Origin of the sequence: Streptomyces sp. NBC_00454, assembly GCF_041434015.1 — a bacterium.
Classification (GTDB): domain Bacteria; phylum Actinomycetota; class Actinomycetes; order Streptomycetales; family Streptomycetaceae; genus Streptomyces.
The window spans coordinates 1,703,779-1,717,004 of the sequence record NZ_CP107907.1; the positions used below are offsets into that span (position 1 = coordinate 1,703,779).

Here is a 13,226-nt window from a genome sequence, read left to right on the forward strand (position 1 = left end):
GATTCGAGCCGGCGGTTCCCATCGGGGACGCACCCCACTTCACCCTGAGCCTGACCCCCTAGGGGTTGGGGGGATAACCCCACCAACAGCCCTGCTACCCCGGGGAGGCGATGGTCGCGATGATGGAGATGATCACGGTCACTAGCAGCATCGCACCCAGCACGAGGCCGAGCTTCTTGTGGCCGTTCTGGGGATTGGGTTCGAGTACGGGCGACATGCCGTTCAGTCTCGCATGCCGCATTCGTCCTCGATCGTGCGGTCCCGGCCCGCCAGCAGGCCGAGCGCGATCTGCGGGACGAGCAGTCCGGCCATGACGACCAGGGGCAGGTCCCAGCCGCCGCTGTGCTGGTAGAGGGCGCCGATGAGGAGCGGTCCGGGGATGGAGATGAGGTATCCGGTGCTCTGTGCGAAGGCGGAGAGCTTGACCACGCCGGCCGGGGACTTGGTGCGCAGCCCGATCAGGGTGATGACGAGCGGGAAGGCGCAGTTGGAGACGCCGAGCAGCAGGGCCCAGGCCCACGCTCCGGCGACGGGGGCGAGGTAGAGCCCGAGGTAGCCGACGAGGCCGAAGAGGCCGAGGACGGCGGCGATGGGGCCCTGGTTCTTCATCCGGCCGGCCAGGCCGGGGATGACGAAGGCGAGCGGGACGCCCATGACCATGGTGACGGCGAGCAGGATTCCGGCGGTGGAGGCGGAGACTCCGGCGTCGCGGAAGATCTGCGGGAGCCAGCCCATGGTGATGTACGCGCCGGTGGCCTGGAGGCCGAAGTAGCAGGCGAGGGCCCAGGCGGTGCGGCTGCGCACGACGCGCGGCCCGGTGTCGGCTCCGGCGCGGCCGGCCCGGCCGGAGGGCCCGGCCGGACGGGCGGGGTCGGCCGCCGCCGCCTTCTCCTTGCGGGCCGCGGCGGCGATGGCCAGCCAGGGCAGTACGGCCGCCAGGGCGAGGAAGCCCCACATCATCAGGCCGGTGCGCCAGCTGCCGCCGAGGGCTTCGGTCATCGGGACGGTCGCGGCCGCGGCGAGCGAGGTGCCGGCGGCCAGGGCCATGGAGTAGAGGCCGGTCATGGTGCCTACCCGGTCCGGGAACCAGCGCTTGACGATCACCGGCAGGAGCACGTTGGTCAGGGCTATGCCGGCCAGGGTCAGGGCGCTGGCGGCGAGGAACCCGGCGGCGTTGCTCGCGAGGGGCCGGATCAGCAGGCCCGCGGCGACGGCGGCCATGCCGGCGCAGACGACGGCGGCCGGGCCGAAGCGGCGGGAGAGCCGGGGAGCGGTGACGCCGAAGACGGCGAAGCAGAGCGCGGGCACGGAGGTGATGAGGCCGGCGACGGTGCCGCTCATGCCGAGGCCGGTACGGGTCTCTTCGAAGAGGGCGCCGAGGCTGGTGATGGCGGGCCGCAGGTTGAGGGCGGCCAGCACGATGCCGACGAGGAGCACGGGTCCGAGCCACGCCGGCTGCGGGGCGGCGTGGAGGGCGGACGCGGCACGCGTCGGGCCGTTGGCGGGCTGCGGTGACTCCGTGCGAGCGGCCGGGGGCCGGTTCAAGGTCTGGATTTCTTCGTCGGACATTGAACCATCATAGAATCATGGGATGATTGGTTGTCCAGTCTGCCTGCATCTCCGCTTCCCCTTCCCCTTCCCCTTCCCCTTCCGCGTCCGGAAAGGACCCCCGACCGCATGCCGCTGACCTCGCCCCGGCGATCCGCGCTCGTCGACCAGGTGATCGCCCAGCTCAGGAACCAGATCACCACCGGTGAATGGCCGGTCGGCTCCCGCATCCCCACCGAGCCCGAGCTCGTGGAGCTGCTGGGAGTCGCCCGCAACACCGTGCGGGAGGCCGTCAGGGCCCTCGCGCACAACGGCCTCCTCGACATCCGCCAGGGCTCGGGGACCTACGTCCTGGCCACCAGCGAGCTGGCCGGGGTGATGCACCGCCGCTTCGCCGGGGCCGACCCGCGCCACATCGCGGAGCTGCGCTCGACGCTGGAGTCCTCGGCGGCCCGCCTCGCGGCGGAGCGGCGGACCGCACGGGACCTCGTACAGCTGGACGCGCTGCTCGCGCGGCGCGAGGAGGCGTGGGCGGGTGGGGACGCGGAGGTGTTCGTCGCGGCGGACGTGGCCCTGCACATGGCGGTGGTGGCGGCCTCGCACAACGACGTGCTCATCGAGCTGTACGCGGACCTCGGCGACCTGGTGGCCGACTGGCTGCGCGCCGACGTGGGCACGGACCTCGATCCCGCCTCGCAAATGGACCACGGGCGGCTCATCGAGGCGATCCGGCGCGGGGACGGGGACACGGCCGCCTCGGAGGCGGCCGGTTATCCGTTCATCTGCCTGGGCCGGGAGTCGCGGGTCACTGGCGCCGGTGGCTGACCCAGGCGGAGCGGACTTCCTTCCAGCAGCGGCCGGTGAGCTCGGCCCGGCCGGCCGGGCCGACGGCCACGGCCGCGCCGTCACCGTCCACGTCCCACCAGCGGTCGCACTCCACGTGCAGGCGGACCACATCGGTGTCGGGATAGCCGTTGTGGCAGTTCGCGACCACCTGCGAGCCCACGATCTCGGTGTCGCAGTCGGCGCCGAAGAGCTCCTTGGCGGCGGGCGGAGCGGGCTGTACGGGGGGCTCGGCGGGGATCTGGGCCAGGTCCACCACGGCCCGGTCCCCGGCGGCGGGGGCCACCGTCTCGGGGCCGGGCGCCGGATCGGTGTCCTCCGACCGGGCAACGGCCCCCGGGACCAGGAATGCGGTCAGGACCATCGAGGTGACCAGCAGCGATACCGCTCGGCTCCGCCTCGCACGCACTCCCGTACCTCCTCCCCACAGGAGCCGGGAAGATCCCGACGGGGCCAGTTTGCAGGCAAATGTCCCGATTTTCGACTCGGGAAGATCTGATCAGACGCCGAAAATCTGATCGAACCGCCCGCGGGAACACGGCCGGAGCACGGTCGGAGCACCGCCGAACACCGCCGGAACACCATCAGGACGCCCGCGGGGCCCCCGCCGCCCGCAGCGAGAACGGCGACGGCCGCGCCTCCCGGAAAGGGAGCCGCGGCCGCCGCCGTACGGATGGAACAGGTCCTGGGATCAGGCACCCATCGCGTGCAGACCGCCGTCCACGTGGACGATCTCGCCCGTGGTCTTCGGGAACCAGTCCGACAGCAGGGCGACGACGCCCTTGCCCGTCGGCTCCGGGTCCGCCATGTCCCACTCCATCGGGGAGCGGTGGTTCCAGACGTCCGCCAGGTCCGTGAAGCCCGGGATGGACTTCGCGGCCATCGAGCCGATCGGACCGGCCGAGATCAGGTTGCAGCGGATGTTCTCCTTGCCCAGGTCACGGGCGAGGTAGCGGCTGGTGGCCTCGAGCGCGGCCTTGGCCGGGCCCATCCAGTCGTACTGCGGCCAGGCGTACTGCGCGTCGAAGGTGAGGCCGACGACGGACGCACCCTCCGCCGGGAACAGCGGCTTGCACGCCATGGTCAGCGACTTCAGCGAGAACGCCGAGACGTGCATGGCCGTGGCGACCGACTCGAACGGGGTGTTCAGGAAGTTGCCGCCGAGGGCGTCCTGCGGCGCGAAGCCGATGGAGTGGACGACGCCGTCGAGGCCGCCGAGCTCCGCGCGGACCAGGTCCGCCAGGCGGGCCAGGTGCTCGTCGTTGGTGACGTCGAGCTCGATCACCTTGGCGGGCTTGGGCAGCTTGCGTGCGATGCGCTCGGTCAGCGTCGGCCGCGGGAACGCGGTGAGGATGACCTCGGCGCCCTGCTCCTGGGCCAGCCGGGCGGTGTGGAAGGCGATGGACGACTCCATCAGCACCCCGGTGATGAGGATGCGCTTGCCGTCGAGAATTCCGCTCATGGTGATCAGTGACCCATGCCCAATCCGCCGTCAACGGGAATGACGGCTCCTGTGATGTACGCGGCGTTGTCGGACGCCAGGAAGCTGACGGCAGCCGCGATCTCCTCGGGCTGCGCGTACCGGCCCAGGGGCACCTGGCCGACGATGCCCGCACGCTGCTCGTCGGTGAGCACCTTCGTCATGTCGGTGTCCACGAAGCCCGGGGCGACGACGTTGAAGGTGATGTTGCGGGAGCCCAGCTCGCGGGCGAGGGAACGGGCGAAGCCCACCAGCGCGGCCTTGGAGGCGGCGTAGTTGGCCTGGCCGGCCGAGCCGAGCAGTCCGACCACCGAGGAGATCAGGACGACGCGGCCCTTCTTGGCGCGCAGCATCCCGCGGTTCGCGCGCTTGACCACACGGAAGGTGCCGGTCAGGTTCGTGTCCACGACCGAGGAGAAGTCCTCCTCGGACATGCGCATCAGCAGCGTGTCCTTGGTGATGCCCGCGTTGGCGACCAGGACCTCCACGTTGCCGTGGGCGTCCTCGATCTCCTTGTACGCCTGGTCGACCTGGTCGGAGTCGGTGATGTCGCAGCGGACCGCCAGCACGCCCAGAGCGGTGAGCTCCGCCGGCGGCTCGCCCGACCGGTACGTGATCGCGACCTTGTCTCCGGCCTCCGCGAAGGCTCGGGCGATGGCGAGGCCGATGCCCCGGTTTCCTCCGGTGACGAGAACCGAGCGGCTCAACGGATCACCCTTTCGACTAGCGGTCTGAATACCAAAAACCTATAGGTCAGGTACCCCATACGGAGAATCGGGCTCCGACAGGGCCTTGGTACGCGCTCTGTCGAGTCCCTACAGAAAGATGTAGGCACGGCAAGCCGCCGCGCGACATGATCGTGCCAGCTGCCCCGACCCCGGGAGGACCTCCGTGCCCCATTCCATCGACGCGGCCTTCACCGCGCTGCCCTTGCGGGCGCTCGCCGACGCGGCGCTCGCCAGGGCCCGCGCGCTGGGCGCCGACCATGCCGACTTCCGACTCGAGCGGATCCGCAGCGCCTCCTGGCGGCTGCGGGACGCCAAGCCCTCCGGCGGCTCCGACACCACCGACCTCGGCTACGCGGTCCGCGTGGTGCACGGAGGCAGCTGGGGGTTCGCCTCCGGCGTGGACCTGACCATGGACGGCGCCGCCAAGGTGGCCTCGCAGGCCGTGGCCATGGCCAAGCTCTCCGCCAAGGTGATCAAGGCGGCCGGCTCCGACGAGCGGGTCGAGCTCGCCGAAGAGCCCGTGCACGCGGACAAGACCTGGATCTCCGCCTACGACGTGAACCCCTTCGAGGTGCCGGACGCGGAGAAGGCGGCGCTGCTCGCCGACTTCAGCTCCCGGCTGCTGGCGGCCGACGGGGTGGCCCACGTGGACGCCTCGCTCCTCGCGGTCCACGAGAACAAGTTCTACGCCGACACCGCGGGCACCTCCACCACGCAGCAGCGGGTCCGGATCCACCCGCAGTTCACCGCCGTCGCGGTCAACGCCGCCACCGGCGAGTTCGACTCCATGCGCACCATCGCCCCGCCCGCCGGGCGCGGCTGGGAGTACCTGACCGGCACCGGCTGGGACTGGAACGCGGAGCTGGAGCAGATCCCCGGGCTGCTCGCCGAGAAGATGCGGGCGCCGAGCGTCGAGTCCGGGCGCTACGACCTGGTCGTGGACCCGTCCAACCTGTGGCTCACCATCCACGAGTCCATCGGCCACGCCACCGAGCTGGACCGGGCACTGGGCTACGAGGCCGCGTACGCGGGTACCTCCTTCGCCACCTTCGACCAGCTGGGCAAGCTCACCTACGGCTCCCCCCTCATGAACGTGACGGGCGACCGGACCGCCGAGCACGGGCTGGCCACGATCGGGTACGACGACGAGGGCGTCGAGGCGCAGAGCTGGGACCTGGTCAAGGACGGCACCCTGGCCGGCTACCAGCTGGACCGGCGGATCGCGAAGCTCACGGGCCTCGGGCGCTCCAACGGCTGCGCCTTCGCCGACTCCCCCGGGCACGTTCCGGTGCAGCGGATGGCGAACGTCTCGCTCCAGCCGGATCCGGGCGGGCTCTCGACCGAGGACCTGATCGGCGGGGTGGAGCGCGGGATCTACGTGGTCGGCGACCGCTCCTGGTCGATCGACATGCAGCGCTACAACTTCCAGTTCACCGGGCAGCGCTTCTTCCGCATCGAGAACGGCAAGCTGGCCGGACAGCTGCGCGATGTCGCGTACCAGGCCACGACCACCGAGTTCTGGGGCTCGATGGAGAAGGTCGGCGGCCCGCAGACCTACGTGCTGGGCGGCGCCTTCAACTGCGGCAAGGCCCAGCCGGGCCAGGTGGCGGCCGTCTCGCACGGCTGCCCGTCCGCGCTGTTCCGCGACGTGAACATCTTGAACACCACGCAGGAGGCCGGACGCTGATGGCGACGAACCGAACGACCAAGCCCCACGAGATCGTCGAGCGGGCGCTGGAGCTCTCCACCGCCGACGGCTGTGTCGTCATCGCCGACGAGCAGTCCTCGGCCAACCTGCGCTGGGCGGGCAACGCCCTGACGACCAACGGCGTCACGCGCGGCCGGAACCTGACCGTCATCGCCACCGTCGACGGCAAGGAGGGCACGGCCTCGGGGGTCGTCTCGCGCTCCGCCGTCACCGCCGGTGACCTGGAGCCGCTGGTCCGGGCCGCCGAGGCGGCCGCGCGTGACGCGGCCGCCGCCGAGGACGCCCAGCCGCTGATCACGGGGACCCCGTACTCGCCGGACTTCACCGACGCCCCGGGCGAGACCTCCTCCTCCGTCTTCGACGCGTTCGCCCCGGCCCTCGGCGAGGCCTTCGCCCGAGCCCGCGCGGGCGGCCGGGAGCTGTACGGCTTCGCCAACCACGAGCTGGTCTCCACGTACGTGGGCACCTCTACGGGGCTGCGCCTGCGCCACGACCAGCCCAACGGCACCCTGGAGCTCAACGCGAAGTCCCCGGATCGCCAGCGCTCGGCCTGGGCCGGCCGCGCGACGCGGGACTTCAAGGACGTGGACCCCACCGTGCTGGACGCGGAGCTGGCGGTACGGCTCGGCTGGGCGGAGCGGAAGATCGACCTGCCCGCCGGGCGGTACGAGACGCTGCTGCCGCCGACCGCGGTGGCCGACCTGCTGATCTACCAGATGTGGTCGGCGGCGGCCCGGGACGCGGTGGAGGGCCGGACGGTCTTCTCCAAGCCCGGCGGCGGCACCCGGATCGGCGAGCGGCTGACCGAGCTGCCGCTGACCCTGCGCTCCGACCCGAACGCGCCGGGCCTGGAGTCCGCGCCGTTCGTGATCGCGCACAGCTCCGGCGACGACGCCTCCGTCTTCGACAACGGCATGCCGGTCCCCGCGACCGAGTGGATCAAGAACGGCGAGCTGGCCCGGCTGACCACGACCCGCCACAGCGCGGGCCTGACCGGCCTGCCGGTGTCCCCGGCGTTCGGGAACCTGATCCTGGACGGGGGCGGCGACAAGTCCCTGGAGGAGATGGTCGCCGACACCGGGCGCGGGCTGCTGCTGACCTGCCTCTGGTACATCCGCGAGGTGGACCCGGCGACGCTGCTGCTCACGGGCCTGACCCGGGACGGCGTCTACCTGGTGGAGGACGGCCGGGTGGTCGGCGAGGTCAACAACTTCCGGTTCAACGAGTCCCCCGTGGACCTGCTCTCGCGGGCCTCGGAGGCCGGCCGGACCGAGAAGACCCTGCCGCGGGAATGGAACGACTGGTTCACCAGGACGGCGATGCCGGCCCTGCGGATCCCGGACTTCAACATGAGTTCGGTCAGCAAGGGAGTTTGATCCCGGAAGGCGTCTGACGTGCGGGCCTTCCCCGCCTATGCTGGCGGGGAAGCCTCAACATTCTGTTTCATCTTTCAAGGAGACCCAGAACCGTGACGGACATCGTCGACGAACTGAAGTGGCGCGGGCTCTTCTCGCTGTCCACTGACGAAGAAGCCCTGCGCAAGGCCTTCGCGGACGGTCCCGTCACCTTCTATTGCGGTTTCGACCCGACCGCGGCCTCCCTGCACGTGGGACACCTGGTGCAGGTGCTCACCGTGCGCCGCCTCCAGCAGGCCGGACACCGGCCGCTGGCGCTGGTGGGCGGGGCCACGGGCCAGATCGGCGACCCGCGCCCGACCGCCGAGCGCACCCTGAACGATCCCGCCGTCATCTCGGAGTGGGTCAACCGGCTGCGTTCGCAGATCGAGCCGTACCTGTCCTTCGAGGGCGAGAACGCGGCGCTGATGGTGAACAACCTGGACTGGACGGCGGGCATGTCCGCCATCGAGTTCCTGCGGGACATCGGCAAGCACTTCCGGGTCAACAAGATGCTGACGAAGGACTCGGTCGCCAAGCGGCTGGAGTCCGACCAGGGCATCAGCTACACCGAGTTCAGCTACCAGCTCCTGCAGGGCATGGACTTCCTGGAGCTGTACCGACGCTACGGCTGCACCCTGCAGCAGGGCGGCTCCGACCAGTGGGGCAACCTGACGGCCGGGCTCGACCTGATCCACAAGGTGGAGCCGGGCGCGCACGTCCACGCGATGGCGACCCCGCTGATGGTCAAGGCGGACGGCACCAAGTTCGGCAAGTCCGAGAGCGGGGCCGTGTGGCTGGACCCGGAGATGACCACCCCGTACGCGTTCTACCAGTTCTGGCTGAACGTGGACGACCGGGACATCTCCACCTACATGCGGATCCTGTCCTTCCAGACCCGTGAGGAGCTGGAGGCGCTGGAGGCGCAGACCGCCGAGCGGCCGCAGGCGCGCGCCGCCCAGCGGGCGCTCGCGGAGGAGCTGACCACGCTGGTGCACGGCGCCGACCAGTGCGCCGCCGTGATCGCGGCGTCCAAGGCGCTGTTCGGCCAGGGCGACCTGACGGAGCTGGACGAGGCCACGCTGACCGCGGCCCTGTCCGAGCTGCCGCACGCCAGGATCACCGAGCCGGGCCTGGTCGTGGACCTCCTCGCGGAGACCGGGCTGGTCGCCAGCAAGTCGGCCGGCCGCCGGACCGTGAAGGAGGGCGGGGCCTACGTGAACAACGTGAAGGTCACCGCCGAGGACGCGGTCCCGGCCAAGGAGGACCTGCTGCACGGGCGCTGGCTGGTGCTGCGCCGCGGCAAGAAGAACCTGGCCGCGGTCGAGGTGACCGGCTAGCCGGTACGCGGGAGAGCACGACGGCGGGCCGCGCCCGCCGCGCACGGCGGAGGGGCCGGTTCGGACGCACTGTCCGGCCGGCCCCTCCGTCATGGTCCGCCGAGCGGCGGACCGAAGTCACCGCACTAGGTCATCTGGCGCTTGTTGCCCCGGACCATGCCGTAGACCATGTCGCCGAGGCCGACGACCGCGACGGCTCCGGCAAGCTGCAGCAAGTGCCGGATCCAGTCGATGCCCCGGGTGTCGTGCACACCGATCCACGAGGCCACGGCGTTGCCGACGATGGCGCCGATGATGCCGAAGACGGTGGTCAGCCAGAGCGGCTGGTGCTGCTTGCCCGGCAGGATCGCCCGGGCTATCAGGCCCAGCACAAATCCGACGATGATCGCCCACAACCAACCCATGTCGAGCCTCCTCCTGGCGCGTCGTGCGCATGTGGGCCCAGTCTCGACCCGTCCGGCGTACGGCGCATTTCGGACAGCCCCATTCGGGGGATACCCCCTCTCCCCCGGCCGTAAGGGGCGGGCGTACCGTGGGAGGGTCCGGGCCGGGGAGTGTTCGGCGGTTGATCGGGTGGTGGGTTGTGGAGCGGTCGAAGCGGAACAAGGCCGAGGTCTTCCGGATCACGGGGGCCCGCATGAGCCTCGCCGAAGACGTACGGGGGCGTCAGCGCCGGTACGTGATCTCGATGGCCATCAGGACCCTGTCGGTCATCGCCACGGTGGTCCTGTGGAACGTGCAGCGGCCCGTGGCCATCGTGACGCTCGTCGCGGGGGCCCTGCTGCCGTACGTGGCGGTGGTCATCGCCAACGCGGGGCGCGAGTCGACGCCCGCGCTCCCCTCGCACTTCATCCCGGCCCCTGTGCACCCCGCACTGGACGAGGGAAACCTCAAGAAAAGCTCAGATCAATCATGAAGTTCCAGTGCACCTCACGGGGTCCTGCGTGACATACTGCCTACGCGCTCCGCATCCCCCGTCGGAGCGACGGACCGACGCCGGGCAGCTCCCCCCGTGGCTGCTCGGCGTCGCCTTTCCGTCTTAGGGTTGAGCCGTGACTCCCCTCGACGACGCACCGCGAAACGACACATCCGGCGACCCGGCACCCACCTGTTCGGCCAAGGGCTGCCGTGACGCGGCCGCCTGGGTACTGGCGTGGAACAACCCGAAGCTGCACACCCCCGAGCGCCGCAAGACCTGGCTGGCGTGCGAGGAGCACCGCGAGCACCTCTCCCAGTTCCTGGGGGTCCGCGGCTTCCTCAAGGACGTGGTGAAGCTCGAGGAGTGGGTACAGCCAGAAGGCTCGGAGCGGCTGTAGCCGCTGCCGAGCCCTCGTGGTCCGGAAGTAAAGAGACGGACTAGCCGCCGATCGCCGACATCGGGCGGTCGGGCTGCAGGAAGGACGGGTCGTCGAGACCGGACCCGGCCTTCTTGCCCCACATCGCCACCTTCCACAGGCGGGCGATCTCCTCGTCCGCGGCGCCCGAGCGCAGGGCCGCGCGCAGGTCCGACTCCTCGGTGGCGAAGAGGCAGGTGCGGATCTGGCCGTCGGCGGTCAGCCGCGTACGGTCGCAGGCGCCGCAGAACGGGCGGGTGACCGAGGCGATGACTCCGACCGTGGCCGGGCCTCCGTCCACGATCCAGCGCTCGGCCGGGGCGGTGCCGCGCTCCTCGGCGCCTTCCTCGGTGAGCGTGAAGCGGGTGCGCAGGGACGTCAGGATGTCCCCGGCGGTGATCATGCCCTCGCGCTTCCAGCCGTGCTGGGCGTCGAGCGGCATCTGCTCGATGAAGCGGAGCTCGTACTCGTTCTCCACGGCCCAGGCGAGCAGGTCGGGGGCCTCGTCCTCGTTCAGTCCGGGCATCAGCACGGCGTTGACCTTGACGGGGGTGAGGCCGGCCTCGCGGGCGGCGGCCATGCCCTCGATGACGTCCTTGTGACGGTCGCGCCGGGTGAGGGTCCTGAAGACCTCGGGCCGCAGGGTGTCCAGGGAAACGTTCACCCGGTCCAGGCCGGCGGCCTTGAGGGCCTGCGCGGTGCGCTTGAGGCCGATGCCGTTGGTGGTCAGGGACATCTTGGGGCGGGGCTCCATGGCCGCGCACTGCTCGACGATCCCGACGAGGCCGGGGCGCAGCAGCGGCTCGCCGCCGGTGAAGCGGACGTCCGTGATGCCGAGCCGGGTGACGGCGATGCGGATCAGCCGGACGATCTCTTCGTCGCTGAGCAGATCCGACTTGCCGAGCCACTGCAGGCCTTCTTCGGGCATGCAGTAGGTACAGCGCAGGTTGCACCGGTCGGTGAGCGAGACGCGCAGGTCCGTGGCCACGCGGCCGTAGGTGTCGAGAAGCACTGTGGGCCCCCTCCCCTGTCCGGTTTGTAGAGGTTTACGCCGCTGTGGGTAGAGCGCGGTCGTTATAAATGAGCCTACGCGACCGCTGTGACATGTAGGGGTGCCCAAAGGAACGAGACGGGACGTGGCCGCGTCGTAGGGAAATACGACACGGCCACGCTGGGTGTTCGGACTATTTCGCTCGGGTGCAGCGTGTCAGTGTGCGCCGGTGCCGGTCAGCGAGCGGACTTCGAGCTCCGCGAACTTCTGCGGGTCGGCCTGCTCCTTGGAGAGGACGGTTCCCAGCCATCCCAGCAGGAAGCCGACCGGGATCGAGATGATCCCCGGGTTCTCCAGGGGGAACCAGTAGAAGTCGGCGTCCTTGAACATCGAGGTGGGCTTTCCGGACACGACCGGGGAGAAGAGCACCAGGCCGACCGCGGTGACCAGGCCTCCGTAGATGGACCAGAGCGCCCCCTGGGTGGTGAAGCGCTTCCAGAAGAGGCTGTAGAGGATCGTCGGCAGATTGGCGGAGGCCGCGACCGCGAAGGCGAGCGCGACCAGTCCGGCGACGTTGAGGTCCCGGGCCATGGCCCCGAGGGCGATGGCCGCGGCGCCGATGACCACGGTGGACCAGCGGGCCGCCCGCACCTCTTCCTTCTCCGTGGCCTTGCCCTTGCGGATCACGTTCACGTAGATGTCGTGGGCGAAGGACGAGGAGGAGGCCAGCGTCAGGCCCGCGACGACCGCGAGGATGGTGGCGAAGGCCACTGCGGAGATCACGGCGAGCAGGATCGCGCCTCCGGTGGAGTCCGCGCCGCCGCCGATCTCCTGGGCGAGGAGCGGGGCCGCGGTGGTGCCGGCCTTGTTGGAGGCGATGATGTCGGTCCGCTTGAGCAGGGCCGCGGCGCCGAACCCGAGGACGATCGTCATCAGGTAGAAGGCGCCGATGATGCCGATGGCCCAGTTGACGGACTTGCGGGCGGCCTTGGCCGTGGGCACGGTGTAGAACCGGATCAGGATGTGCGGCAGGCCGGCGGTGCCGAGCACCAGGGCCAGGCCCAGCGAGATGAAGTCGAGCTTGGTGAGCGAGTCCTTGCCGTACTTCAGGCCCGGCTCCAGGAACTTCACGCCCTGACCGCTGTTGTCGGCGGCCTTGCCGAGCAGGTCGGAGATGTTGAAGTTGAACTTGAGCAGCACCAGGAAGGTGATCAGCAGGGTGCCCGCGATGAGCAGCACCGCCTTGATCATCTGGACCCAGGTGGTGCCCTTCATCCCGCCGATGGTGACGTAGAGGATCATCAGGACGCCGACCAGCGAGACGATCACGATCTTGCCGAGGTCGCTGGTGATGCCGAGGAGCAGCGAGACGAGCACGCCGGCGCCGGCCATCTGGGCGAGCAGGTAGAAGATCGAGACCACGATCGTGGAGGTGCCGGCGGCGGTCCGTACGGGGCGCTGGCGCATCCGGTACGCGAGTACGTCGCCCATCGTGTAGCGGCCGGAGTTGCGCAGCGGCTCGGCGACGAGGAGCAGCGCGACCAGCCAGGCCACGAGGAAGCCGATGGAGTAGAGGAAGCCGTCGTAGCCGAAGAGCGCGATGGCTCCGGCGATGCCGAGGAAGGACGCGGCGGACATGTAGTCGCCGGAGATGGCCAGGCCGTTCTGGAAACCGGTGAACTGGCGGCCGCCCGCGTAGAAGTCGGCGGCGCCCTTGGTCTGGCGGCCGGCCCAGATCGTGATGGCCAGGGTGGCCACGACGAACAGCCCGAACAGGGTGATGATCAGCGGGCGGTGCTCGGTGGCTCCGGCGGCGACGGTGGTGCCCGCCGTGGCCGCGGTGCCGGCGGAGACCAGCAG

At 70.4% G+C, this 13,226-nt stretch carries 14 protein-coding genes; 6 read left to right on the forward strand and 8 right to left on the reverse strand.

Features of this window, described 5'->3' with window-relative positions; genetic code table 11:
• Window positions 1-94 precede the first annotated feature (94 nt).
• Window positions 95-217 (reverse strand): SGM_5486 family transporter-associated protein, encoded by a 123-nt coding sequence (locus OHU74_RS07910; protein ID WP_330295703.1) that lies wholly within the window; start codon window positions 215-217, stop codon window positions 95-97.
• 5 nt (window positions 218-222) lie between these two features.
• The gene (locus OHU74_RS07915; RefSeq protein WP_371615224.1) at window positions 223-1,569 is read right to left on the reverse strand and encodes a CynX/NimT family MFS transporter; all 1,347 of its coding nucleotides are present in this window, start codon (window positions 1,567-1,569) and stop codon (window positions 223-225) included.
• 108 nt (window positions 1,570-1,677) lie between these two features.
• Between OHU74_RS07915 and OHU74_RS07920 the strand changes: the two genes are divergently transcribed.
• On the forward strand, window positions 1,678-2,373 hold the full coding sequence (locus OHU74_RS07920) for a FadR/GntR family transcriptional regulator (protein ID WP_371615225.1): 696 nt from the start codon (window positions 1,678-1,680) through the stop codon (window positions 2,371-2,373).
• On the opposite strand, the gene OHU74_RS07925 is transcribed toward OHU74_RS07920, so the two are convergent.
• From OHU74_RS07925 to fabG, 3 genes are all read right to left on the reverse strand, one after another.
• Entirely contained in the window at window positions 2,354-2,800 is a 447-nt protein-coding gene (locus OHU74_RS07925; protein ID WP_330295706.1) for a hypothetical protein, read from the reverse strand. The two genes, OHU74_RS07920 and OHU74_RS07925, sit on opposite strands and share 20 nt — an antisense overlap.
• Window positions 2,801-3,082: 282 nt before the next feature.
• Entirely contained in the window at window positions 3,083-3,853 is a 771-nt protein-coding gene (gene fabI / locus OHU74_RS07930; RefSeq protein WP_371615226.1) for an enoyl-ACP reductase FabI, read from the reverse strand.
• A gap of 5 nt (window positions 3,854-3,858) precedes the next feature.
• Window positions 3,859-4,578 (reverse strand): 3-oxoacyl-[acyl-carrier-protein] reductase, encoded by a 720-nt coding sequence (gene fabG / locus OHU74_RS07935; protein WP_330295708.1) that lies wholly within the window; start codon window positions 4,576-4,578, stop codon window positions 3,859-3,861.
• 184 nt (window positions 4,579-4,762) lie between these two features.
• On the opposite strand from fabG, the gene OHU74_RS07940 reads away from it, so the two are divergent.
• The 3 genes from OHU74_RS07940 to tyrS all read left to right on the forward strand — a co-directional run bounded on the left by OHU74_RS07940 (window position 4,763) and on the right by tyrS (window position 9,041).
• Window positions 4,763-6,286: a TldD/PmbA family protein gene (locus OHU74_RS07940; RefSeq protein WP_371615227.1), complete on the forward strand. Its 1,524-nt coding sequence runs from the start codon at window positions 4,763-4,765 to the stop codon at window positions 6,284-6,286.
• Window positions 6,286-7,683 carry a metallopeptidase TldD-related protein gene (locus OHU74_RS07945; protein ID WP_371615228.1) on the forward strand — a complete coding sequence of 466 codons (1,398 nt, stop codon included), beginning with the start codon at window positions 6,286-6,288 and terminating at the stop codon, window positions 7,681-7,683. The genes OHU74_RS07940 and OHU74_RS07945 overlap by 1 nt, the downstream gene beginning before the upstream one ends.
• A 92-nt stretch (window positions 7,684-7,775) precedes the next feature.
• The gene (gene tyrS, locus OHU74_RS07950) at window positions 7,776-9,041 is read left to right on the forward strand and encodes a tyrosine--tRNA ligase (protein ID WP_371615229.1); all 1,266 of its coding nucleotides are present in this window, start codon (window positions 7,776-7,778) and stop codon (window positions 9,039-9,041) included.
• 125 nt (window positions 9,042-9,166) lie between these two features.
• Here the strand turns inward: tyrS and OHU74_RS07955 are convergent, their stop codons facing one another.
• Entirely contained in the window at window positions 9,167-9,445 is a 279-nt protein-coding gene (locus tag OHU74_RS07955) for a GlsB/YeaQ/YmgE family stress response membrane protein (RefSeq protein ID WP_371615230.1), read from the reverse strand.
• 179 nt (window positions 9,446-9,624) lie between these two features.
• Between OHU74_RS07955 and OHU74_RS07960 the strand changes: the two genes are divergently transcribed.
• Entirely contained in the window at window positions 9,625-9,957 is a 333-nt protein-coding gene (locus OHU74_RS07960) for a DUF3099 domain-containing protein (RefSeq protein ID WP_371615231.1), read from the forward strand.
• Between the two features lie 136 nt (window positions 9,958-10,093).
• Entirely contained in the window at window positions 10,094-10,357 is a 264-nt protein-coding gene (locus OHU74_RS07965; RefSeq protein WP_371615232.1) for a hypothetical protein, read from the forward strand.
• A gap of 40 nt (window positions 10,358-10,397) precedes the next feature.
• Here OHU74_RS07965 and moaA read toward each other — a convergent pair whose 3' ends face one another.
• Both moaA and OHU74_RS07975 read right to left on the reverse strand, forming a co-directional pair.
• Window positions 10,398-11,387 (reverse strand): GTP 3',8-cyclase MoaA, encoded by a 990-nt coding sequence (gene moaA / locus OHU74_RS07970; RefSeq protein ID WP_371615233.1) that lies wholly within the window; start codon window positions 11,385-11,387, stop codon window positions 10,398-10,400.
• Window positions 11,388-11,582: 195 nt separating this feature from the next.
• On the reverse strand, window positions 11,583-13,223 hold the full coding sequence (locus OHU74_RS07975; RefSeq protein WP_371619609.1) for a cation acetate symporter: 1,641 nt from the start codon (window positions 13,221-13,223) through the stop codon (window positions 11,583-11,585).
• Window positions 13,224-13,226 lie beyond the last annotated feature (3 nt).

What these genes read in the sequence shown, in the direction of transcription:
- OHU74_RS07945 (WP_371615228.1), top strand. Translation starts at nt 6,286, where the DNA reads ATGGCGACGAACCGAACGACCAAGCCCCACGAGATCGTCGAGCGGGCG.
- OHU74_RS07955 (WP_371615230.1), bottom strand. Translation starts at nt 9,445, where the DNA reads ATGGGTTGGTTGTGGGCGATCATCGTCGGATTTGTGCTGGGCCTGATA.
- OHU74_RS07910 (WP_330295703.1), bottom strand. Translation starts at nt 217, where the DNA reads ATGTCGCCCGTACTCGAACCCAATCCCCAGAACGGCCACAAGAAGCTC.
- fabI (WP_371615226.1), bottom strand. Translation starts at nt 3,853, where the DNA reads ATGAGCGGAATTCTCGACGGCAAGCGCATCCTCATCACCGGGGTGCTG.
- OHU74_RS07920 (WP_371615225.1), top strand. Translation starts at nt 1,678, where the DNA reads ATGCCGCTGACCTCGCCCCGGCGATCCGCGCTCGTCGACCAGGTGATC.
- OHU74_RS07915 (WP_371615224.1), bottom strand. Translation starts at nt 1,569, where the DNA reads ATGTCCGACGAAGAAATCCAGACCTTGAACCGGCCCCCGGCCGCTCGC.